Genomic DNA, 21154 nt, shown 5'->3' with positions numbered 1-21154 from the left:
ATAGATAACAAATACAGCCATCAATCTAGCAACGTTTTGCTCGGTTGGTTTTCACAAGTCAGCTTCCTTGCAAGCAGCATAAATAACAACATTAATAATGGATAATGTAACGTCGACAAGACTAATGACCACAAACCGCTAAACGATACGATATTAGCCGAGTACAAATAGAGTTGATCAACAAGCAACAATGCCAGCGTCACAAAGATCATCTGCCGAGTATCTAAATGTGCTTTCGACTCTTTAAATGTCATGACCAACGCTGATGCAGTGATTAAAATTGCTAGCCAGCGACCAAACACAGGTAATGGCCAGATGACGGAGATGACCGCTGTTGCCGCAGTCATAATGAACCAGACGCCTTTTGAGCTTAGAACTTGATCAACGTTCACATCTTGATTTGTTTCCAATCGAAGAACATGCCAAGCCACCAAGCTGCCTAACAGCGCGCCAAATAACATATCTAAAATAAAGGCACTGCCGAGGAAAAACTTACCTAGCACCACTGTAAGAGTGATGAACACGAAGACTGCCGTTGTTCCATTCAAACCGAAATACTGGGTTCTATGAAACAAGAACGTCAGAACACAAAACCACACAGCGATAGGCAAGCTAGGAAAACTAAAGCCAAAGCTGTGCGTTAACTCCATCATTGGTATATAGACATGTGGGCGCGGTAACGAAAAGCCTTGTTGAGCGACAAGCACCATAAGCGACGTTGCACTAATTGCAAAAAAGAGTCGGTACACAAACCGGCTACCAAAGCGCATCATGGCAAAAGGAAATAGAAAGAGTAGTACCGTCGGTTCTGTCAGGTCTATAACCAGTTTCGAGATCTGACTAGCTACCTCGTAACTCGTTTCTGACAACGCCCCTACCCAACTCTGTAAATCTATCAGCCACGCCAATTCAACCTGACGAAATGAAGGCGCGGATTCGATCAACTGAGTCACATAAGATACAGATTGCTTTGTAGCTTGATCAAAAAACTGAGTGGCTTGTGGCCATTGCTCAGGATAACGATATAAAGATGATGATAATTCAGATGGGCTAAGCAACATCGCTGACGCAACTTCTACTCCATAATGAGGGGCAAACCAAATAGGCAGTTCATTTCCACCTAAAGAATTATTCATAGAAAAAGCGATAATGTCAGAGTCTGATATACAGTCGTAAAAAACTGCAGTGTCCGTTCTGCCAAGCTCCTCTCCAACCGTAACCACTATACCGGTTTCTTCCCACGTTTCTCGTTGAGCAGCAACTTGTGGAGACTCACCATCAATGATGGTTCCGCCAGGTAGAGAAATCTTATCCGTTAATACTTCATGAACTAGCACTAACTTGTCATCAGCGCGAACAATACAGAGCGCTCCTTTAACTTCGCTCGCAGTGGCTTTAGCCGTAGAGATCGGTGAAACAGGTAACAAAATAAAACAAAGGATGAGTAATAACAGCTGTCTCAACACAAAATATGACCTTAAATAAACATAATGATAACCAATGAATCATGGCAGTTAATCTTATCTTTTTCGACAAAAATTAAGTAACGAGTTATGCCAAACTGAGTTGATCGCGTAAAACACGATCTCAACGCTCACTGGAGAATAATTTAATGCAAACCTGACAAAGATCAGACAAAACATAAAATGTTGATCGCAATTCTGCCAGTTATATAAAGATAACGTCAGGACAAAGTCATACACATTTTGTGGGTTCTCATAGTTGACACAATAAAAAAGGGCTTATTATTCGCAAACAATAAACCCCAGTTATAATAACTATGTACTGATCGTTGAAACCAAGAATGAATCTTATCTCATGGTCAACGAATCAAATTCACTGGCCCGATAGTTAGTTAGACTTGCAATTCGCATCGCCTACTTTTTGCCAAACATCCCAAGGCCCTGAGTCTGCTGGATTATCACCTTGAGTCCACCACTGCGCTTGCCAAACTTTACCATTCCAAGTAACCGTATCTCCTTTGAGATACACTAAGCTGGCTTGCCATACAGTTGTACAGCTATCTGTGGGAGGCGTTGTCACCGTTTTCGCTTGAGCGGATACTAACGCTTGGTATTGTGTGCTGGTCTTATCAACGTTGAAGTTCAAAGCCACTCTTGCTTCTCCGCTCTGAGTAGCACCAAATTCAACATCAACACGACAACTTGCATTCATTGCTAACGTCGCCTGAGAGCACTGATCATTGGCAATAACAGCTGCATCAGTAACACCCGAAGCAAACGCGCGAACATTTTCCACAGTGAACGTGGTGTTCCCTGAATTCTGGATAACAAAGCTATGTTGCTGTAACTCCCCAACATTAAATGATGCCAGTGTCTGTTCGGTGGTGTATCCAACAGAAACATTCTCTTTTGGTGGTGTTGCTGTTCCGATAACACCATCGACAAAATTGCGCATAGCAGCGATATCGCTATAAACCCCATACATACCAGGACGAGCACAACCTATTCCCCAACTGACCACACCAAGTTGAATAATTACACCACTGCGATTAATAACGATTGGACCACCACTATCTCCCTGACAAGAATCTATCCCACCTTGAGGAATACCCGCACAGAATGACACTTCTCCAACCGTTGTGTAGTTGCCACCGGCTTGACGGCAAGTCATATCCGACGCAAGTGGGACGTCAACCTCTTGCAATCGAGACGGAGAGCTTCCTCCTTCAGAAGTTCGCCCTAAGCCAGCAACACTAAGCCAATCTCCGATGCTCGCGTATTGCGTTAGACTACCATTCGCAATCTCAACTGAAGAAACACCTTGAGGCACAGAGTCGAGCTTCAATACCGCGAGGTCATGAGAAAGCGTCGCGCGGCGATATGCCGGGTGCATGTGGATCTCACTGACGTTTGCACGAACACCATCACTACCGTTATAAACAACGCCACCGATTTTAACCGCTATCTGATTCGGAGAATCACCCTCAACACAATGCGCAGCAGTCAGGACGTAACCATTCCCGATATAACTGGCCCCACAATACGATCGGTTACCATAACGACTAACAATTTGGGTGTAGAATTTCCAGTCACGTGGGTCGGCAGTTACTCCGCCTACGATCTGGGGTTGGATAGTATGATTTTGCGTCTGTGACAAATCATCAGCACTTGCGAACATTGGCAAAACGGCTAAAGCAAGTAACGATTTTGTTAGTTTCAAAATATTGTCCTCTTGTTTTTGTAAGCACGATCCTCGTGCTACTAATAAACAAGCAGACAAAAACGCCGATACCAATATGGGTGCATATCAATTTGTTAACATTGCGAGCAACTTATAGAGAAAAGTCTATTGACGAACTGAATGATTTCAATTCGATAGAACCTAAATCACAATATTAAAGTTAAATACAATTATTCGTTCAGCGGTTTTCTTAAATAGTGGATATGATGTGCAAATCCTTGTTTTTCATACAAAGATATTGCGCCCTGGTTAAAATGCCATACTTCAACAAACATCTGTTTTGCACCGTAATCAGAGAACGTTGACTCAATTTTATTAATCAATGCCTGCGCCGTACCTTGTTTTCGATATTCAGGCAGCACATAGAGCTCATCCACACTTCCCATCATAACTGGCTGGCTGACGGTAGAAATAAGTTCACAGAAGTGACCAGAGATAAAGCCAATAATTTCATCTCCTTGTTTTGCTACGTAAACAAGGCACTCAGGGTCGTCAATATATCGAGCAATGCTTTTTTCTTGTTCTATCTCCTCTGCCGTTTTGAAAAGCTCAGGAGATTGAAGATGATGCTCATCATGAAGCTCGAACATAAGATCGTTGAGCAACTCTAGGTCGCTAAAACACGCAGGTTTAATCGCAAACGTGGTCATACAAAGGGTCACTAAAAATGGAATGGCTGTAGTTTGTGAGGAAAACGTCGTATTGGCAAGTCACAAATGCTTTCACGATACGTTTGTACTGTTTGAACAACAAAAAGGCCCCTGTACTTAATAAACGTACAGAGGCAGAACCAACCTACAGAGTTCGAGGATCAGGGGTTAGTTAGAATTGAGTTTTTATCAGCGTCGTAGCACTCGCTCAATTTCGTTCAAGCTACTTGGGTCATCAATCGTTGACGGAACGGTGTATTTTTCACCATCAGCTATTTGACGTATAGTTCGACGCAAAATTTTACCTGAACGTGTTTTCGGTAAACGGTCTACAACCAACGCATGCTTGAAGCAAGCAACTGCACCTATCTCACTACGCACTTTGCCAACAAGCTCACCTTCAAGGTCTAGCTCATCCACTTTGACGCCGTCTTTCAGTACAACAAAACCAAGTGGAAGCTGACCTTTTAGATCATCGTGGATACCGACCACCGCACATTCTGCAATCGCTGGGTGGCCTCCTACTATTTCTTCCATTTCACCTGTCGACAATCGGTGTCCCGCGACATTAATCACGTCATCAATACGTCCCATAATAAACAGGTAACCGTCTTCATCCAGATAGCCACCATCACCTGACACGTAGTAGCCTGGGAATTGGCTAAGATAACCAGTTTCAAAACGGTCATGATTACGCCAAACCGTTGGCAGACAACTTGGTGGTAGCGGACGTTTTAATGCGACAAAGCCTTGTTGGTTAGGCCCGACAGCCTCTCCAAGTTCATTCAGAATCTCGACCTGATAACCCGGAATGGGCTTCGTCGAAGAACCAGCTTTAACTGGCATCATTTCGACACCTGTCGGGTTGCCCGCGATGGCCCAGCCCGTCTCGGTTTGCCACCAGTGGTCAATAACGGGCTTGTCCGCTTTGCTCTGAACCCACTCCAGTGTCGGAGGGTCGAGGCGTTCTCCCGCCATAAAGATGGTTTTCAGATTCGACAAGTCGTACTGTTTTAAGTGCTCACCTTCCGGGTCCTCTTTCTTAATCGCACGAAACGCCGTTGGTGCAGAGAACAACGCATCTACTTTATATTCATCACACACTCGCCAAAATGCGCCAGGATCCGGTGTTCGAACAGGCTTGCCTTCGAATAGGATAGTAGTGCAACCGTGAATCAGTGGAGCGTAAACAATGTAAGAGTGCCCTACTACCCAGCCCACATCAGATGCCGCCCAAAAGACGCCATCTTGAGGAATGTTATAGATTGCGCTCATGGAGTACTTCATCGCGACAGCATGACCACCGTTATCACGCACAACGCCTTTCGGCTTACCTGTCGTACCCGATGTATAAAGTATGTAGAGCGGCTCGGTTGCTAACACCGGAACACAACCATGTGGCAGCGCTTGGTTGTACTCTCGCTGCCAATCTAAGTCTCTTTCTTGGTTTAGCTCAGCGTCGCACTCTGGACGTTGGAAAACAAACACTTTCTCAGGCTTCCAACGGCTGTCCATGATGGCTTTGTCTACCATTGGTTTGTATGGAATGACTTTGTTGATCTCAATCCCGCACGACGCCGTCATGATCACTTTCGGCTCTGCATCTTCAATTCGTACAGCAAGCTCATTAGGTGCAAAACCACCGAATACTACGGAATGAATCGCCCCCAAACGCGCGCAGGCAAGCATCGCCATTGCGGCTTCTGGGATCATCGGCATATAAATAACGACTCGGTCGCCTTTTTCAACACCTTGAGCAGACAGCATGCCAGCAATTTTTGCTACTTGGTCACGTAGATCGCTATAGGTGTACGTGGCTTTACGACCTGTCACTGGCGAGTCATAAATGAGTGCAGTATTATCACCGCGTCCTTGCTCGCAATGGTAATCTAATGCTAACCAGCACGTATTCATTACACCATCTGGAAACCAACGTTCTATGCCGTTTTCATCAGATTTCAAGATAGTTTTAGGAGATTCAAACCAATCGAGATTCTCCGCTTGAGCGCGCCAAAAACTCTCCGGTTCATTCTTCGCCCATAAGTATTCTTTTTCGTATGAAGACATATTGCTTCCTCCAGTATGTCCTGACATTGCTCTCGTTCTACTCAAAGATCGCTCTTTTAATCCAAAGATCGTCTCTTTTAATCGAAGACATAGAAGGGTACACGCACAAATCCCTCCATCAGTATTCTCGCACTTCGGCTCATAATGGCTTTTTGCACCACCCAGCCCTGCTCAGTTTGCTTCGCTTGTGCCCCAACTTTTAACGTTCCTGACGGGTGACCAAAAGTCACGGACTCTTTTTCACCGCCACCAGCGGCTAAATTCACTAACGTTCCGGGCACACACGCAGCAGAAGCAATAGCAACGGCTGCTGTTCCCATCATTGCATGATGTAGCTTGCCCATCGACAGCGCGCGAACGAGCACATCAATATCCGACTCATTAACGGCTTTACCACTTGAAGACAGGTAACTTTTCGGTTTAGAAACAAACGCTATTTTCGGCGTATGTTGGCGTGTTTGAGCTTCTTCTAAATCAGAAATCAGGCCCATTTTTAACGCGCCATATGCACGGATGGATTCGAACATCGCTAATGCTGTGTCATCGTTGTTGATATCGTCTTGCAGCTCGGTGCCCTGATATCCTATCGATTCAGCATCAATAAAAATGGTTGGTATGCCCGCGTTAATAAAGGTCGCGTTGAACGTACCCACATCCGGCACCACCAAATCATCAACTAAGTTACCCGTTGGGAACATACTTCCTTCGCCATCGGAAGGGTCAACAAAATCCACTTGAATCTCTGCAGCTGGAAACGTGACACCATCGAGTTCAAACTCTCCAGTTTCCTGGACAAAACCATTGACGATTGGCACGTGAATCAAGATGGTTTTGCTGATGTTCACCTGCCAAACACGCACCGTCACAATGCCATTTTCTGGAATGCGATCTTGTGGGATCAGACCAGCATGAATGGCGAAAGGACCGACAGCGGCAGACAAGTTGCCGCAGTTACCGCTCCAATCGACGAATGGTTTGTCGATCGACACTTGGCCAAATAAGTAGTCAACATCGTGATCGGCTCTGCTGCTGCGCGAAACAATCACTGTTTTACTGGTGCTTGACGTCGCGCCCCCCATGCCATCAATTTGCTTCGCGTAAGGATCAGGGCTGCCAATAACGCGTAGCAACAGTTTGTCACGTGCGGCTCCAGCCACTTGCGCTTCTTGAGGTAAATCCTCTAGGTTGAAAAAGACACCTTTACTCGTGCCGCCACGCATGTACGTCGCGGGCACTTTTATTTGGCTTGTTTGATTCGGAGTATTATTTGACATACGCACTCCTTATTGTGCCAAGAAATCTTGCGCGAAACGCTGCAGAACACCGCCTGCGTTGTACACGTGAACTTCGTCAGCGGTATCTAAGCGACAAGTAACCGGAACATCGACTTTATCGCCGTTGGTGCGTGTGATAACCAGCGCTAAATCAGCGCCCGGCTTGATTTCTCCAACCACGTCGTAAAGTTCCGTACCATCCAGCTCTAGCGTATTGCGGTTAACGCCCGACTTAAATTGCAGTGGTAGTACGCCCATGCCAACCAAGTTAGTACGGTGAATACGCTCAAAGCCTTCAGCAACAATGGCTTCTACGCCCGCCAGTCGAACGCCTTTTGCTGCCCAGTCACGGGATGACCCCTGACCGTAATCCGCGCCAGCCACCACGATCAATGGTTGTTTACGATTCATGTAGGTTTCAATCGCTTCCCACATACGAACCACCTGTCCTTCTGGCTCTACACGCGCCAGAGATCCCTGCACGACTTCGCCGTTTTCCTTCACCATTTCATTGAACAACTTTGGGTTAGCGAAGGTCGCGCGTTGCGCCGTTAAGTGGTCACCACGGTGAGTCGCGTAAGAGTTGAAATCTTCTTCTGGCACACCCATTTTCGCTAAGTATTCACCTGCTGCGCTGCTTGCGAGAATCGCGTTGGATGGTGATAAGTGATCAGTGGTGATGTTGTCGCCCAGAATCGCCAATGGACGCATACCAGACAATGTTCTTTCTCCCGCTAGCGCACCTTCCCAGTACGGTGGTCGGCGGATGTAGGTACTCATCGGACGCCAGTCGTACAGCGGGTTGGGATTTTGCTCTTGATCATTCAGCTTAAACATCTGAATGTAAACTTGCTTAAACTGCTCAGGTTTAACATGAGTACCGACAACTGCATCGATCTCTTCATCGCTTGGCCACAAATCATTGAGATAAATTGGTTTGCCGTTTTGGTCCGTGCCAAGCGCATCGCGCTCGATATCAAAACGAATTGTACCGGCTAGTGCATAAGCGACAACCAATGGTGGTGAAGCCAAGAAAGCTTGTTTGGCGTACGGATGGATTCGACCATCAAAGTTACGGTTACCAGAAAGCACCGCTGTTGCATATAAATCACGGTCGATGATCTCTTGTTGGATTTTTGGATCCAGCGCACCACTCATACCGTTACAAGTTGTACATGCGTAACCAACAATGCCAAAGCCAAGCTTCTCTAGCTCTGGTAATAAGCCCGCTTCTTCCAGATACAAGCGTGCAACTTTAGAACCCGGAGCAAAAGACGATTTCACCCACGGTTTACGTACAAGACCAAGTTCGTTGGCTTTCTTCGCCACAAGGCCAGCAGCAACCACGTTTCTTGGGTTACTGGTATTCGTACATGAGGTAATAGCAGCGATGATCACTGCACCATCTGGCAACTCGCCTTCTTTCTCTTCCCACGCTCCAGAAATGCCGCGCTGTGCCAACTCAGAAGTTGGTAAACGACGATGAGGGTTTGACGGACCAGCCAAGTTACGGCTAACTGATGATAAATCGAACTCAAGTACGCGCTCGTAAACTGCGCTATCAAGATCGTCTGCCCAAAGACCGGTTTGTTTTGCGTAATTTTCTACTAAAGCAACTTGTTCTTCATCTCGACCAGTTAGTTTCAAGTAATTGATGGTCTGCTCATCAATATAAAACATGCCAGCTGTTGCGCCGTATTCTGGTGTCATGTTTGAAATCGTTGCGCGGTCTCCGATCGTTAGATCACGTGCGCCTTCTCCGAAGAATTCAAGATATGAAGATACCACACGCTCATTACGCAGAAACTCAGTAATCGCGAGGACAATATCCGTTGCGGTAATGCCCGGTTGACGTTTACCCGTCAGTTTGACACCGACAATATCTGGTAGACGCATCATTGATGGTCGGCCAAGCATGACGGTTTCTGCTTCCAGACCACCGACACCTATCGCAATAACACCAAGAGCGTCTACGTGAGGCGTGTGACTGTCCGTACCCACACAGGTGTCTGGGTAGGCAATGCCCTGCTTTGCTTGTACCACAGGAGACATTTTTTCCAAGTTGATTTGGTGCATGATGCCATTCCCAGCTGGAATCACGCTGACGTTTTCAAACGCTGTTTTACACCACTCGATAAAGTGGAATCGGTCTTCATTACGGCGCTCTTCAATCGCGCGGTTTTTGTCGAAGGCATCAGGATCAAAGCCCGCATGTTCAACCGCTAAAGAGTGGTCAACGATCAATTGTGTCTCAACCACTGGGTTCACTTTTGCAGGATCGCCGCCCTGATCTGAAATGGCATCGCGCAGACCCGCTAAATCGACTAGAGCGGTCTGACCAAGAATGTCATGACAAACAACGCGTGCTGGATACCAAGGAAAATCAAGATCGCGTTTGCGTTCAATTAACTGTTTCAGGCTATCTGTCAATGTGTTCGGGTCACAGCGGCGGACCAGTTGCTCAGCTAGCACGCGAGAGGTATAAGGGAGTGTTTCATAGGCTCCAGGAGAAATGGCATTGACGGCTTCGCGTGCATCAAAATAATCCAGTTGAGTTCCCGGAAGCGGCTTACGATATTGAGTATTAATATTTGTGTTCATGGTTTGCTTCCATTCAGTCTTTACATCTTGCCTTCATCAAGGTTTTCCATTGCTCCAGAAACACAGTGATGAGAGGATCTCCTTCCTCTGTTAGAGAGAATGACAAAGGAAGGAGGTGGTCAACCAAAGCATATAATGCCCTCGTTGACCTTCGCGCTAGCGATTCTCGATAGGCACCCATTCTTGATGATCTGGGCCCGTATAATCGGCACTTGGGCGAATAATACGGTTATTGGCACGCTGTTCATAAACGTGTGCAGCCCAGCCCGTTAAACGACTCATCACAAAGATTGGGGTAAATAGTTTGGTTGGAATGTCCATGAAGTGGTAAGCCGATGCATGGAAGAAGTCCGCATTACAGAACAGACCTTTCTCTCGCTTCATCACTGATTCAACACGCTCAGAAACCGCATATAGATGTGTATCACCAACTTGTTTCGATAGCTCTTTGGACCATCGTTTTATTAAGGCGTTGCGAGGGTCACTTTCACGATAAATCGCATGACCGAAGCCCATGATCTTGTCTTTATTGGCTAGCATTTTCATGATGTTCGCTTCCGCCTCGTCGGGCGTTTGCCAATCTTCAATCATTTCCATCGCCGCTTCGTTCGCACCGCCGTGAAGTGGTCCACGAAGCGTACCGATTGCTGCCGTGATACAAGAATGGATGTCTGACAACGTTGATGCACAAACGCGTGCTGCGAATGTAGAAGCATTAAACTCATGTTCAGCATAAAGAATGAGCGAGCAATGCATCACTTGTTTGTGCAGCGCAGATGGCGCTTTGTCTGTAAGTAATCGCAAGAAGTAACCACCGATGCAATCTTCAGTCTGATCCTCGGTGTTGATACGCACGCCATCATGACTAAAGCGGTACCAGTAACAGATGATGGCAGGGAACAAGGCTAGCATACGTTCGGTTGCTTTCAGTTGCTCCTCGAAGCTCATTTCCTGCTCTAGGTTACCCAATACAGAACAACCCGTGCGCATTACGTCCATTGGGTGTGCGCTTGCAGGAATTAACTCTAAAGCTTGTTTTAGCTCGGCTGGCAAACCTCTAAGGCTGAGTAGGTGTGTCTTGTATGCATCGAGTTCTTGTTGATTCGGCAAGTGACCGCGTAACAGAAGGTGAGCCACTTCTTCAAACTGTGCGTTATTCGCAAGATCAGTAATATCGTATCCACGATAAGTTAGACCAGTTCCCGTTTTTCCGACAGTACATAAAGCTGTGCTTCCTGCGCTTTGACCACGAAGGCCTGCGCCACCTAATTCTGCTTTCTTTTCTGCAGTTTGAGACATTGTTTGAACTCCTTTTCTGTCTGACTTTTCCCTCTCTGGGGTGTTTTTAGCCAAACGAATTTCACGTTATTAGATGAGATAAATTCCGATTATCTTTTTCTTGGGCTTCCGTTTATTTTTGCTTTTCCCCGCTATTTCCCTTCAGAGAATAACTGGTCAAGTTTGTCTTCGTAGTCGTGGTAATTCAGGTGCTGATACAACTCTTTACGTGTTTGCATCGAATCAACCAGTGCTTCCTGATTACCCACTTCTAGCAAATGTTTGTAGACCGTTTCAGCAGCTTTGTTCATGGCACGGAACGCACTTAATGGGTAAAGCACCATATCGACTTTCGCTTTTGCAAGCTCATCGCAGCCGTACAGTGGCGTTGCGCCGAACTCGGTAATGTTGGCCAGAATAGGAACGTGCTTTCCAGTTGCTTGCTCAAGTGCGTTTGAGAACTGAAGGTACTGATCCAGCTTGGTCATCGCTTCTGGGAAGATCATGTCTGCGCCAGCTTCCACACACGCAATCGCACGCTCGATTGCGCTGTCCATGCCTTCAACAGCTAGCGCGTCTGTACGAGCCATAATCACGAAACTTTCATCATTGCGTGCATCAACCGCGGCTTTTACACGATCAACCATCTCTTGCTGGCTGACTATTGCTTTGTTCGGACGATGACCACAACGTTTCTGTGCGACTTGGTCTTCCATGTGCACCGCTGCCGCGCCCGCTTTTTCCATCGCTTTGATCGTGCGAGCAATGTTAAATGCACCGCCAAAGCCCGTGTCGATATCAACCAAAAGAGGCAAATTACATGCGTTAGTAATACGGTCAACATCAACCAAAACGTCGTTTAATGTTGTGATACCGAGATCCGGCAATCCGTATGAAGCATTTGCGATACCGCCACCAGACAAGTAAATCGCTTGGTGACCCAAGTTTTTTGCCATCATGGCGCAATACGGGTTTATAGTGCCGACAATTTGTAGTGGATTATTTTGTTCAATGGCGAGTCTGAATTTCGCTCCCGGTGTTAAGCTCATGACGAATTCCTTCTAGTCTTTGTCTAAACTTTCTGTATGTATAATTTGAGATTGGATGAGCTTTCGACTTCCTGATATGTGTCTTCTCATCAACATTTCTGCAAGCTCTTCATCGCGATTGCGAATGGCTTCCAAAATGAATTTGTGTTCGGTGAGCGCCTCATTCGGGCGAGATTGCGCACGTGGCGACTGGTAACGATACATCCGTAATAAGTGATAGAGTTCATCACACAGCAGAGATATTAACTTACTGTTTCTGCTGGCTTGGATGATGCGATAGTGAAAATCAAAGTCACCATGTTGATGGAAGTAAGACGCGCCTTCCATTTGGTCTATATGCTTGGAATGTGTCGACAATAGCATTTCCAAGCTTAAGAGCTCTTCTTGCGTAATGTGTCGCGCAGCTAACCTTGCCGCCATGCCTTCCAATGCTTCTCGAACGGCATAAAGTTCTATCAGCTTTTCCGGAGAAAAAGTGGTCACTCTAGCCCCAACATGAGGAATTCGCTCGATGAGCCCTAGCCCCTCTAAGCGCATCAATGCTTCACGCAAAGGCCCACGACTGACTTGATATTTCTTTGCTAGCTCAGGCTCTGATATCTTATGGCCAGGCTTCACGTCGCCATTAACAATGACTTCAATGAGTGTTTCGGTCAGCGTTTCGGATTTGGTGTGTTCTTTCTCAGAACCCAGCACTTTATAACGAGCTTTCAACTCAGAGTTCATATTCAGATACTCTTGTTACCGACATCGAAATGTCTACAATTTCTTAACCTGAATATAAAGTAGTCGATCAAAGTGTCGACAATCAAGTAAATTGTCGACAATTTAGACTAAGGTCGTAATTTAAATGGGCCTAAAATGCCTATTAAGTGCCATTTTTAGCAGAAATAAAGAATGGGGAACTCATATTGTCGACAACTTATAAACCTTTAAGCTTATGATCTAAAAACTAAAAGCTCAGTTGTCGAACAATAATCGGATAAAAAACTATTCTTTAGGTGCAAATTGATCAAATACTTGTTGCGAAGTCATCTTTTGTGAAGCGGAATTGAGGTCATAATAAGCTGGCTTTTCATCGGTAAAAATCTCTAAAGTGAGTTTGAAATCTGGGTTATCGAACAAACCAGCGGAAAGAATGTACTCACCTGTCGGCAACAAATGGTAGAAAAGGTTTGTGCCACACTCACCGCAAAACCCCCTCACAGCCCAGTCTGACGACTGATAACGTTTAGGTTCGCCACCTTTAAACGTCACGTTAGGCCCACAATGCACCGCATGAAGTGCGCCACTCGACCATTTTCGACACATAGAGCAATGGCACAGGCTAACCTCATTTTTAACCTCAGCGATGACTTCAATTGCGCCGCACAAACACGTCCCTTTCATTCTCTTTTCCTCGTTCATTTTCCGTCATTTTATTATGGCCTACCAAAGCGTAAAGCCGCGTGACCTAACACCAACTTCTCGCCGTGAACTTTATGAACAAAATAACCGAAATGCTCAATATTCTCTTTATATCTCTTTTACAGACAGATATTTAACACTTAATTAACCTTTACACCAAGTTCAGCTTTAACGCTTACAAGGCATGACAACTGAGCAAAAACAATAAGGCTCAACTAAATAGAGTCGCTAACATAAGGAACGTGAACATGTTAAAGGTACTCAAACCAACGCTCGCCGCTTCAATCATCGCAGCTTCATTTTCATTCAACGCTCTTGCTGCAGATATTGAAAAAATGCACTTTCTTATCCCTGGAGGTGCCGGTGGCGGTTGGGACATGACCGCCCGAGGTACTGGTGATGTATTAATAAAGTCGGACATCGTTGAAACCGTATCATTTCAAAACCTATCTGGTGGTGGCGGTGGCAAAGCAATCGCACATTTGATTGAAACGGCTGATCGTCAAGAAGATACACTCATGGTGAACTCAACACCGATCGTCGTTCGCTCGCTCAGTGGGATCTTCCCACAATCTTTCCGCGACTTGACTCCTGTTGCCGCAACGGTTGCCGATTATGGCGCCATTGTTACATCAGCCGATTCTCCTTACAGCTCTTGGGAAGATGTCGTTAAAGCTTTTAAAGAAAACCCTCGTAAAGTGAAGGTTGCTGGTGGCTCTGCTCGTGGTTCTATGGATCATTTGGTTATAGCAGCGGCTTTCAAAGGTGAAGGTTTTGATGCGCGCAAAGTTCGTTACATTGCCTATGATGCAGGTGGAAAAGCCATGGCTGCCCTACTTTCAGGCGAAACACAACTGCTCTCTACAGGGTTAGGTGAAGTACTCGAAATGTCTAAGTCTGGGCAAGTGAAAGTGTTAGCGATTACAGCACCAAAACGTTTAGAAGCTGCGCCTAACATTCCAACTCTCACCGAATATGGTAATGAAACTGTCTTTGCTAACTGGCGTGGATTCTTTGCAGCACCAGGCACAAGCCAAGAAAAGCTAGATGAATGGAATGCCGCATTTACTAAAATGTATAACACCGACGAATGGCAAGTCGTTCGAGACCGCAATGGTTGGATCGACAACTATAAAGCGGATAAAGCATTCTTCGCGTTTCTTGAAGATCAAGAGCAACAGATGGGTGACTTAATGCGCGAGTTAGGCTTCCTGAAGTAACAATCGAATTGGGGTCCCTCAGATACCAACCTCAATGAATAACGTAGGTTGGTATTTCCCCATTGTATTTGCACTCTAAGTTTCACCGCATATGGACATTGTCGACAATCGGCATGCACACTCCTTTGTTTATATACCCAAAGCGGCTCGACTAGCAGCGAAATGCTTAATTGTTAATGGTTTAGTTTATTCATTGACGTCCATATGCGGTCTTTTTTACTTTTGTTAGGAGTTGAATATGTCTCGTTCAACCAACTTTTTCACCAAAGAATATTTGCTCTGTCGTGACCGCGTCGGCGCAATGATCTTTCTACTTTTCTGTCTTTGCTACGGTTATCAAACCTCACAAATTCCATTGTTTCCAGGTGATGAGTATGAACCATTCACCGCACGTACTCTGCCAACCATCCTGACTTACGTTGGTGTCGGCCTTTCTTTGCTATTGCTGGTGACAGGACAACCAGATAAACAAAGTGGCGCAGTGCTGACCTTCAATTGGAAGTTACTGATTGCCTTTTTAATTTTAATGGCGCTCTACGGCGTGGGCCTGACTTACTTAGGTTTTGTGATAGCTACTGGCTTCTTTTTATTGGCTGGCTTTTATCTGCTCGGGGAAAGACGTAAACCCGTTCTGTTTGGCGCGTCGTTTCCATTCGTGATCGCGTTCTACTTATTACTCACTCAAGGTTTGGACATCTATCTCGAACCGGGTTTGATTTTCACCATCTGGTAGTCAAAGAAAGGACTGAATTATGTTAGATGGAATTCTACAAGGTTTATCCACTGCAGTAATGCCAATGAACATTATGATGGTGATCGTTGGTTGCTTCGTCGGTACATTTATCGGCATGTTACCTGGACTTGGGCCGATCTCAGCCATTGCTTTGATGATCCCAATTACTTATGGCCTAGAGCCCTCCTCTGGCCTTATTTTAATGGCGGGTGTTTATTACGGTGCGGTATTTGGTGGTTCTACATCGTCGATTTTAATTAACGCGCCGGGTTGTTCTTCAACCGTGGTCACAGCATTCGACGGCTACCCAATGGCTCAAAAAGGCCAGGCAGGTAAAGCATTAGCTTTGGCAGCTTATTCGTCTTTCACTGGCGGTACGCTATCTGCCATTATGTTGCTTGTTGCCGCACCAGCATTGGCTAGCGTCTCCCTTAGCTTCCAATCGTCGGACTATTTTGCGTTGATGCTACTTGGGTTATCAGCTGTCGCGGCTTTTGCGGGGAAAGGTCAGGTAATCAAAGCGTGGATGATGACCATTCTTGGTTTGATGCTATCTACAGTTGGAATCGATAAAGGCGTAGGCGTTGAACGCTTTACCTTCGGTTTAACGGATTTAATGGATGGCTTTAGCTTCTTGTTGCTTGCAATGGCGACATTCGCACTGGGTGAGACATTGATGGGCATCCTTAAACCATCAAAAGACACCAGCGATGAAGAACAAGAAAAGCTGAGCAACATTGGCTCAATGAAAGTGACCAAGGAAGAAATCAAAGATGTTGCGCCTGTTTCAATTCGCTCTTCAATATTAGGTTTCTTCACTGGCGTTCTTCCTGGCGCAGGGGCAACCATTGCTGCTTTTTTAAGCTATGGTATGGAGCGCAACCTCGCACCTAAAGAGAAAAAGGATGAGTTCGGTAAAGGCAGTATACGTGGTTTGGTTGCGCCAGAGTCTGCGAACAATGCAGCATCTAGTGGTTCATTTGTACCGCTATTAACGCTTGGTATTCCGGGCTCTGGTACAACAGCAATAATGCTCGGTGCGCTGATCGCTTATGGTATTCAACCTGGCCCTCGCCTGTTTGTTGAACACCCAGATGTGTTCTGGTCAGTGATCATTTCCATGTACTTCGGCAACATCGTACTTGTGATCCTGAACTTACCGTTGATTCCGTACATTTCAAAGCTTTTGGCGGTTCCAAGAACGGTGCTTCTACCGATGATTTTATTCTTCTCAATCACCGGCGTTTATTTGGTCTCTTTTAATACTATGGATGTGTTCGTGATGCTGATTGTGGCTATGGCTGCCATTGCACTTCGGCTCGCTAACTTCCCACTCGCACCTTTATTGCTGGGCTTCATCCTTGGAGGATTAATGGAAGAGAACTTACGCCGCGCATTAATGATTTCAGATGGAGAACTGAGTTTCCTATGGGAGCGTCCTATTACCCTTACCTTTACTGTTTTAGCTGTATTGGTATTGGCAAGTCCACTAATCGTAAAGCTGATTCAAAAGTTTAAAGCACAGCCAGTCAGCGTTGAGCAGTAATCGCTGTCTCTTTCAACCTAGATAAAGCCATCCATCGTGATGGCTTTATCTTCCGCCCTCCAAATCGTTCGCTTATTGTGCAGATGGTATTGACAAATCACTGTCGTTATATGAAGGTGATTGTATGAACACACACTTAGCGCAACTTAACCAACGAATTATCATCATTCCATAGGAATGGTGGGATTTTTTGATGCGCTCAGTATTTATCGAACCCACCCATAACGGTGGGTTTTCTGTCTCTACCGTATGGGAAAAGCTCTCTTGGAGGCGGTCACAATGCAAAAAATAGCAGTTTTTGGTAAACCCGGCAGTGGAAAATCGACGGTAAGTAAAGTAATCGCGTCGGCTACCGGTCTTCCTCTTCATCAATTAGATTCAATAGTCTATAAACCAAACGGTGATCCCGTTGAGCGTAACGTTTTTGATGAAGCCCATAGCAATATACTAAGCTCAGATCGTTGGATTATAGATGGCCTTGGACCGATCAGCTCTTTTAACGCTCGTTTAGATGCAGCTGATACTCTCATTTATATTGATCTACCATACTCAGTAAGCTATTGGTTTGTGACGAAACGTCTCCTTAAAGGACTTTTCATTAAACCTGAAGGTTGGCCTGATGGTAGTTCGGTACTGAAAGGAACGTTACAAAGCTACAAAGTTCTTCAGCAATGCCCTGCATTCTGGAATGATGACTTTATGTCTCGCCTCGAGGGGTACTCTCAAACTAAAGCCGTTCATGTCATCAAAAACGTTACAGAACTGAACAATTTTGTTTTGGAGCGGGTAAAGTAAACCTCATATCAGAACATTAGAGCATGTAGGTTGGATCATCTGAAGCTCTAACAATGAAAAAGAACATAACAAGGATTGTTTATGCTTTTAGAACTCGCACTTTTATTCGTTGCTGGCGTAATTGGTGGGATCATTAACTCCATAGCAGGAGGCGGAAGCTTTATTACTTTTCCGGCTCTATTGGCAGTTGGTGTTCCTCCTATTATGGCTAACGCAACAAACACGTATGCTTCATGTGCGGGTTACATTAGCGGAGCCGTCGGGTTCAGAGAAGAGATCATGAAGAACAAGCATGAACTGCTGTTCACAGTCTCATTCAGTTTAGTCGGCGGCGCTGTCGGAGCATATCTGTTGCTCAACACGCCAGAATCGCTATTTATGGAAGCCATCCCTTGGTTACTCTTATTTGCCACCGTGCTTTTTCTCACCGGTTCTCGTTTAACAATGCTAATAAAAACTGTCGCGAAAGAGCACAAACATGCTGGCATACTCGGAGCAATTGCGTTGGGTTTACTACTTGTTGGTGTCTCTGCTTACGGTGGTTTTTTCAACGCAGGTTTAGGGGTTATTGTTCTGAGTTATCTGGTAGTAGCTGGTCACCAAGACATTAATTTAATGAACGGTTTGAAATTGCTCGTATCTACGTGTGTTTCACTCATTGCTATCGTGATTTTTGTTGCCAATGGTTCCATTGACTGGCAGACAGGTAGTGTTGTTTTGGTCGGTACGTTGGTAGGTGGGTATCTTGCAGCTCGTGTCTCTCGTCAACTGAATCCCAATCATGTTAAAGGGTTTGTTGCTCTTTCTTCTATTCTCATCACTATCTACTTTTTCATTGATGTTTATGTTTAAGCAAAACTTGTACAAGTGGATAACACTCCTACAAAAAACGCTAGCGCGAAAGATTAATGCAGATAGCTTAACGATTTTTTGTGTCACTCCAGCGAGGTTAGGAATCTAATAACACTACACTAAGCGGCTAATGAAACAATTTTGATCACAAAGTGCTCGGATAGAAGATCCTGTATCACGCTCCTTCGTCGCTGTACAGGATGACGAGAAATAGAAATATGCCACTCGCGGTTAAACGAGTGGCATTGATCGAGAAAGATGGCGTTTTACATCAATAATAAGAGAAAGTAACGCTTACTTAATCAGCCCTACTTCTTTGTAGTATTTGAGCGCTCCTGGGTGAAGAGGCGCAGATAAACCGTCTTTTACCATTTCCTCTTTCTTCAAGTTTGCAAACGCTGGGTGGAGACGGCGGAAATCATCGAAGTTTTCAAATACCGCTTTAACCACGTTATAAACCACATCTTCTGGTACCGCAGTAGAAGAAACAAACGTCGCGCCCACACCAAAGGTTTGAACATCACTATCTGTGCCACGATACATACCACCCGGGACATTTGCGACACGATAGAAGCTGTTGTCTGCAACCAGTTTTTCTACATTAGGTCCAGCTACCGTTACGATATTACTATCACACGACGTAGTGGCTTCTTTAATCGCTCCACTTGGGTGACCAACGGTATAAATCATCGCATCAATTTTGTTATCACAAAGTGCTTTTGATTGCTCTGCTGCTTTTAACTCAGAGACAAGCTTAAAGTCGTCGTTACTCCAACCATACTGGTTCATTAGCACTTCCATAGTACCTCGCTGACCAGAACCAGGATTACCAATGTTAACGCGCTTACCTTTCAAATCATCAAAAGTTTTGATGTTCGCGTCTTTACGTGCAACGACAGTAAACGGTTCTGGATGAACGGAGAATACGGCGCGTAGCTCTTTAAAAGGCCCGCTTTCTTCAAACTTACTGGTTCCTTTGTAAGCATGATACTGCCAGTCTGATTGCGCGATACCGAGGTCCAATTCACCAGCACGAATAGTGTTGATGTTATAAATCGATCCCCCAGTACTTTCTACCGAACAACGGATACCGTGATCTTCTCGCGATTTGTTAACCAAGCGACAAATAGCGCCACCAGTCGGATAATAAACCCCTGTTACTCCACCGGTACCAATCGTGACAAACCTTTCCTCCGCAGACGCAGAAAAGCCTGTTGTGAGTGCCGCCAAAGAAGCCGCAAGTGCGATTTGCTTAAACTTAAACATTGAACATCCCTTTTACTTGTGTTGATGACCGTTTAAGTATAGCAATCGTTAACAATTTGATAACGTTTAAGTTCTCATCCTTGGAGGTTGATTTATAGATATATACTTTTTTATCAACTTAACCTACTGATAAATAGCATTTAGACTTGAATCCCATAAAAAAAGCGTTGTATAAACAACGCTTTGTAGTTAGTGAAACGGATGGTTACACCGTTGGGACTGATGCTCGCCACGCTTGGTTCTGGCTATCTGAGATAGATCGGAACAAGTCACGTAGCTCTTTCAATAAACCTTCTTGGAAACCAATGTTTTCATCGGCTTTCTGTTTGGCTGCTTGTGCGCGAGTCGCTTGTACTTCATCATCTTTGCTGCGCGCTTGCGCTTTGGTTTGCTCTACATTCGATGCTGAGTTTGCCATCTGGCCCAAAGCTTGAAGAATAGCGTTCTTCGCTTGGTTTGAGCTCATCAACTTATCGAACTTACGGCCACCACTTGTCAGCTGCGCTGTCGTGTCTGCGATATTGTCTTTCGCTAGTGAGTGCGCACGCTTAACCTGATCTTGCTGCGTTTTAGACAAGCTATTGTTATTTAATAACTCTTCTGCTTGATCGAAGCCAGCTTTTTGCGTTTTAAGTACATTATTGCTCGCCATTTCATTCTTGATTTCTTTCCCTGCTTTGAAAGAACCAAGGGCACCAATAATTGCGGTAGCACCCGCTAGTACACCCGAAACGACTGCCATCGCGATCATCGCGCTTGCCGAGTTGTTGAGTTCTGCCGCTTGGCTTTCTAAACTCGCGACGTTTGCTTCAACAGCAATTTCACGTTGTAGCACTTGCTGCTCACGGCTCAGCTTTGATACTTGATACAACAATGTTAATAGCGTCAACGATTGTGATACCGCATCTGATGGTGACTTGATCACCTCCTCACCGTTAAGTGCTTTCATCGTTGTGCTCATTAATGAGCTCACCGTCGGCGCAAGAGCGCTCATTAGGTTTGCAACAACTTGAGCTTGGTTACTCACTGTGGGAGCTTTAGGTGTCTCTAACTGGTAGCGTGCTGCACCAGAAACACCTGACTCACTTTGGCTTTTAACAGCGCCCGCTTCAAGCTTTGTTTCCGGTGCTTTTTCTGCTTTGTTGGTTTTAATGGTATCGCCTAAACCGTATAGTTCACCACGACCCATTCCGCCTACTTTATCTAGCATAA

At 45.4% G+C, this 21154-nt stretch carries 17 protein-coding genes; 5 read left to right on the top strand and 12 right to left on the bottom strand.

The genetic code is table 11. The features are described 5' to 3' along the window. Nucleotides 1-20: 20 nt before the first annotated feature. The 10 genes from MTF70_RS20080 to MTF70_RS20035 all read right to left on the bottom strand — a co-directional run bounded on the left by MTF70_RS20080 (nt 21) and on the right by MTF70_RS20035 (nt 13512). Nucleotides 21-1466, bottom strand: coding sequence for a bifunctional NUDIX hydrolase/phosphatase PAP2 family protein (locus tag MTF70_RS20080; protein ID WP_205461547.1), 1446 nt, complete (start codon nt 1464-1466; stop codon nt 21-23). A 385-nt stretch (nt 1467-1851) separates the two neighbouring features. Beyond that, nucleotides 1852-3183 (bottom strand): trypsin-like serine protease, encoded by a 1332-nt coding sequence (locus tag MTF70_RS20075; RefSeq protein ID WP_248394224.1) that lies wholly within the window; start codon nt 3181-3183, stop codon nt 1852-1854. Between the two features lie 191 nt (nt 3184-3374). After that, nucleotides 3375-3854 (bottom strand): GNAT family N-acetyltransferase, encoded by a 480-nt coding sequence (locus tag MTF70_RS20070; RefSeq protein WP_005377290.1) that lies wholly within the window; start codon nt 3852-3854, stop codon nt 3375-3377. Between the two features lie 189 nt (nt 3855-4043). After that, the gene (locus tag MTF70_RS20065) at nt 4044-5921 is read right to left on the bottom strand and encodes a propionyl-CoA synthetase (RefSeq protein WP_170893401.1); all 1878 of its coding nucleotides are present in this window, start codon (nt 5919-5921) and stop codon (nt 4044-4046) included. 77 nt (nt 5922-5998) lie between these two features. After that, nucleotides 5999-7195 carry a 2-methylaconitate cis-trans isomerase PrpF gene (gene prpF, locus MTF70_RS20060; RefSeq protein WP_005377286.1) on the bottom strand — a complete coding sequence of 399 codons (1197 nt, stop codon included), beginning with the start codon at nt 7193-7195 and terminating at the stop codon, nt 5999-6001. A 9-nt stretch (nt 7196-7204) separates the two neighbouring features. Beyond that, nucleotides 7205-9796, bottom strand: a complete 2592-nt coding sequence (gene acnD, locus MTF70_RS20055; RefSeq protein WP_033906151.1) for a Fe/S-dependent 2-methylisocitrate dehydratase AcnD — start codon at nt 9794-9796, stop codon at nt 7205-7207. A 156-nt stretch (nt 9797-9952) separates the two neighbouring features. Further along, the gene (prpC, locus tag MTF70_RS20050; protein WP_005377283.1) at nt 9953-11095 is read right to left on the bottom strand and encodes a 2-methylcitrate synthase; all 1143 of its coding nucleotides are present in this window, start codon (nt 11093-11095) and stop codon (nt 9953-9955) included. A gap of 131 nt (nt 11096-11226) precedes the next feature. Beyond that, on the bottom strand, nt 11227-12123 hold the full coding sequence (gene prpB / locus MTF70_RS20045) for a methylisocitrate lyase (RefSeq protein ID WP_193837345.1): 897 nt from the start codon (nt 12121-12123) through the stop codon (nt 11227-11229). Between the two features lie 12 nt (nt 12124-12135). After that, the gene (locus MTF70_RS20040) at nt 12136-12849 is read right to left on the bottom strand and encodes a GntR family transcriptional regulator (RefSeq protein WP_005377279.1); all 714 of its coding nucleotides are present in this window, start codon (nt 12847-12849) and stop codon (nt 12136-12138) included. Between the two features lie 264 nt (nt 12850-13113). Next, nucleotides 13114-13512: a GFA family protein gene (locus MTF70_RS20035; protein ID WP_017821694.1), complete on the bottom strand. Its 399-nt coding sequence runs from the start codon at nt 13510-13512 to the stop codon at nt 13114-13116. 266 nt (nt 13513-13778) lie between these two features. On the opposite strand from MTF70_RS20035, the gene MTF70_RS20030 reads away from it, so the two are divergent. The 5 genes from MTF70_RS20030 to MTF70_RS20010 all read left to right on the top strand — a co-directional run bounded on the left by MTF70_RS20030 (nt 13779) and on the right by MTF70_RS20010 (nt 18676). Continuing rightward, nucleotides 13779-14750 (top strand): tripartite tricarboxylate transporter substrate binding protein, encoded by a 972-nt coding sequence (locus tag MTF70_RS20030; protein WP_005388181.1) that lies wholly within the window; start codon nt 13779-13781, stop codon nt 14748-14750. A 238-nt stretch (nt 14751-14988) separates the two neighbouring features. Further along, on the top strand, nt 14989-15483 hold the full coding sequence (locus MTF70_RS20025) for a tripartite tricarboxylate transporter TctB family protein (RefSeq protein ID WP_205461543.1): 495 nt from the start codon (nt 14989-14991) through the stop codon (nt 15481-15483). Nucleotides 15484-15502: 19 nt separating this feature from the next. After that, nucleotides 15503-17029, top strand: a complete 1527-nt coding sequence (locus MTF70_RS20020) for a tripartite tricarboxylate transporter permease (protein WP_005388177.1) — start codon at nt 15503-15505, stop codon at nt 17027-17029. A 279-nt stretch (nt 17030-17308) separates the two neighbouring features. Next, entirely contained in the window at nt 17309-17824 is a 516-nt protein-coding gene (locus MTF70_RS20015) for an adenylate kinase (protein WP_053307019.1), read from the top strand. An 81-nt stretch (nt 17825-17905) separates the two neighbouring features. Next, the gene (locus tag MTF70_RS20010) at nt 17906-18676 is read left to right on the top strand and encodes a sulfite exporter TauE/SafE family protein (RefSeq protein WP_054728528.1); all 771 of its coding nucleotides are present in this window, start codon (nt 17906-17908) and stop codon (nt 18674-18676) included. 294 nt (nt 18677-18970) lie between these two features. Here the strand turns inward: MTF70_RS20010 and MTF70_RS20005 are convergent, their stop codons facing one another. Then, the gene (locus MTF70_RS20005) at nt 18971-19942 is read right to left on the bottom strand and encodes a TAXI family TRAP transporter solute-binding subunit (RefSeq protein WP_248394222.1); all 972 of its coding nucleotides are present in this window, start codon (nt 19940-19942) and stop codon (nt 18971-18973) included. Nucleotides 19943-20147: 205 nt separating this feature from the next. After that, nucleotides 20148-21152: a type III secretion system translocon subunit VopD gene (vopD, locus tag MTF70_RS20000; protein WP_047102689.1), complete on the bottom strand. Its 1005-nt coding sequence runs from the start codon at nt 21150-21152 to the stop codon at nt 20148-20150. Nucleotides 21153-21154 lie beyond the last annotated feature (2 nt).

The organism is Vibrio sp. 2CM40D (assembly GCF_023161825.1).
Lineage (GTDB): Bacteria > Pseudomonadota > Gammaproteobacteria > Enterobacterales > Vibrionaceae > Vibrio > Vibrio alginolyticus.
This window is presented reverse-complemented; position numbering and strand designations above follow the sequence as displayed.

Bases quoted from the DNA above. Each gene is read 5' to 3' on its own strand.
- MTF70_RS20070 (WP_005377290.1), bottom strand. From the start codon at position 3,854: ATGACCACGTTTGCGATTAAACCTGCGTGTTTTAGCGACCTAGAGTTG.
- MTF70_RS20065 (WP_170893401.1), bottom strand. From the start codon at position 5,921: ATGTCTTCATACGAAAAAGAATACTTATGGGCGAAGAATGAACCGGAG.
- prpF (WP_005377286.1), bottom strand. From the start codon at position 7,195: ATGTCAAATAATACTCCGAATCAAACAAGCCAAATAAAAGTGCCCGCG.
- acnD (WP_033906151.1), bottom strand. From the start codon at position 9,796: ATGAACACAAATATTAATACTCAATATCGTAAGCCGCTTCCGGGAACT.
- prpC (WP_005377283.1), bottom strand. From the start codon at position 11,095: ATGTCTCAAACTGCAGAAAAGAAAGCAGAATTAGGTGGCGCAGGCCTT.
- prpB (WP_193837345.1), bottom strand. From the start codon at position 12,123: ATGAGCTTAACACCGGGAGCGAAATTCAGACTCGCCATTGAACAAAAT.
- MTF70_RS20040 (WP_005377279.1), bottom strand. From the start codon at position 12,849: ATGAACTCTGAGTTGAAAGCTCGTTATAAAGTGCTGGGTTCTGAGAAA.
- MTF70_RS20035 (WP_017821694.1), bottom strand. From the start codon at position 13,512: ATGAAAGGGACGTGTTTGTGCGGCGCAATTGAAGTCATCGCTGAGGTT.
- MTF70_RS20030 (WP_005388181.1), top strand. From the start codon at position 13,779: ATGTTAAAGGTACTCAAACCAACGCTCGCCGCTTCAATCATCGCAGCT.
- MTF70_RS20025 (WP_205461543.1), top strand. From the start codon at position 14,989: ATGTCTCGTTCAACCAACTTTTTCACCAAAGAATATTTGCTCTGTCGT.
- MTF70_RS20020 (WP_005388177.1), top strand. From the start codon at position 15,503: ATGTTAGATGGAATTCTACAAGGTTTATCCACTGCAGTAATGCCAATG.
- MTF70_RS20015 (WP_053307019.1), top strand. From the start codon at position 17,309: ATGCAAAAAATAGCAGTTTTTGGTAAACCCGGCAGTGGAAAATCGACG.
- MTF70_RS20010 (WP_054728528.1), top strand. From the start codon at position 17,906: ATGCTTTTAGAACTCGCACTTTTATTCGTTGCTGGCGTAATTGGTGGG.
- MTF70_RS20005 (WP_248394222.1), bottom strand. From the start codon at position 19,942: ATGTTTAAGTTTAAGCAAATCGCACTTGCGGCTTCTTTGGCGGCACTC.
- vopD (WP_047102689.1), bottom strand. From the start codon at position 21,152: ATGCTAGATAAAGTAGGCGGAATGGGTCGTGGTGAACTATACGGTTTA.